The 1654-nt window shown below is 39.5% G+C and carries 2 protein-coding genes and 1 pseudogene; all 3 read right to left on the bottom strand.

Annotation, left to right across the window (positions count from 1 at the left end):
* Positions 1-287, bottom strand: a 287-nt coding sequence (locus tag RMO79_RS23525) for an alpha/beta hydrolase (RefSeq protein WP_310485698.1), incomplete at its 3' end; no start/stop codon positions are given.
* A 60-nt stretch (positions 288-347) separates the two neighbouring features.
* Complete coding sequence (locus tag RMO79_RS23520) at positions 348-1289, bottom strand: hypothetical protein (protein ID WP_310485697.1); 942 nt, start codon at positions 1287-1289, stop codon at positions 348-350.
* 87 nt (positions 1290-1376) lie between these two features.
* Positions 1377-1654, bottom strand: a pseudogene (locus RMO79_RS23515) (pyridoxal phosphate-dependent aminotransferase family protein); the annotation flags it as partial.

Genomic DNA, 1654 nt, shown 5'->3' with positions numbered 1-1654 from the left:
CCCATGCTGACACCAAATACATGTGCTTTGGGAATATTTAATCCGTTTAAAAGTCCAGCGACATCATCTGCCATATCGGCGATACTATAGGGGCGAGTAGATTTGCTAGTAAGTCCAGCATCGCGATTATCAAATAGGATAAGTTGATAATTTCGAGCCAGTAGCTCAATAAATTTCTCACCCCAGTCGCGGCGACTGAAACTCAAACCCATAATCATCAGTAGCGGCGCACCGCTACCTTGGATTTCATAGTCGATCTTAATATCGCCAACGAGAATTTGTGTCATTTTTTTAATCGACCGATTGAACTATTTAAATAATAAAGTTTAGTTATGAGTCAGTCAAGTTTAATTTTTTACTAATTCCAAGAACACAATATTACCTTCCTTTTCAAAAAAAGTTCGTTTACTAGCAATCTCTGCTTCGGGAATATCGATCGCCACAGCTTCCAATTCGGCCTCAGTTCGGTAAATAAGGTTCCATTGCATAAAGGTTTCCATATACCCTACTTCTAGATGGTTTGGCACAAAGTTCGCTAATAGGAGTCGTCCTCCTGGACACAGCATGTCAAACATTACTTTGGTCAGACATGTTGCAAACGGTTGAGATAAATAATCATACAAGCCTGCGGCATAAACAAAATCTAGATTCTCAAATGTCAGTTTTTTTCTTACCAATGCCGTAACCGAATTTGGGATTGTCTGAATAGAATATTCAACTAATTCTCGATCGATCAGTTCGATCGATAATGGATCTTGGTCGAGAGCATAAAACTTTCCAATTTGATGAGATTGAACTGCCTGGGATTTTTGGGCTTCGCGTAAATGACCGCAGGCAACAGAGAGAATTTGAATCGGATGATTTGATGCAGCGGCAACGGCATCGATTGTTTCTGCCAAAATATCCCGCCTTGCCCGAACACTTCTAGGAGCAGGTGTATCGATCGTATAGTTGAGAATTTCTCTTCCAAGTTCTGTCAAGTCATCTGGTAATAATTTTAGGGTATAGATATAATCAATTAACTCTGCATCTCCAGCATATCCTCTGGGTTTACTAAATGAGTGATATGTAAAAGGACATTGATGAATTAACGTCTTCAAAGAATGAGTGAGACAATCAGATTTTGTAAATATCTCCCAATCACTGGGACTATGATTTTGTTGGATCTTGTTCATGCCGAGAATGAGCCGATCCATACCTGATTGAATATGTCCCGATCGCAGCATCGATTCTGCTTCGTCCATTAATGCAAATCCGGCAACTTGAATAGATTTTTCTTGTGTTAGCATTGTTTTTCTTTTTTGTTTATTTGTTTGAATGTGTTTCCCGACTTTATTGTCTTCTGCAATTTTTAATCAGATCGCAAGTTGAAGATCTCAATTAAGCAAAACCTTCGATAATTTCAAAAGATCGTTATCGGCTTCAATTGTTGCCGATTTTAAAATATCCACAAATCGATCGATCTGTTGTGAAGTATGATCTGACATTACTTGCAATCGAACTCGTGCGGCATTCTTGGCAACTGCTGGATATTCAACTAGGTTTACCAATGCACCACCCTCTAGACAATGTTTGGTAATAAATCTAGATCTACCGCTGTCACCGAGGATAGTGGGAACGATTGCTGAGGGGTCCCCCATTACCTCAAATCCTG

The organism is Chamaesiphon sp. VAR_48_metabat_403, assembly GCF_031422475.1.
Classification (GTDB): Bacteria; Cyanobacteriota; Cyanobacteriia; order Cyanobacteriales; family Chamaesiphonaceae; genus Chamaesiphon.
The sequence above is the reverse complement of the archived record's forward strand: the minus strand, read 5'-3'. Positions and strand labels throughout refer to the sequence as shown.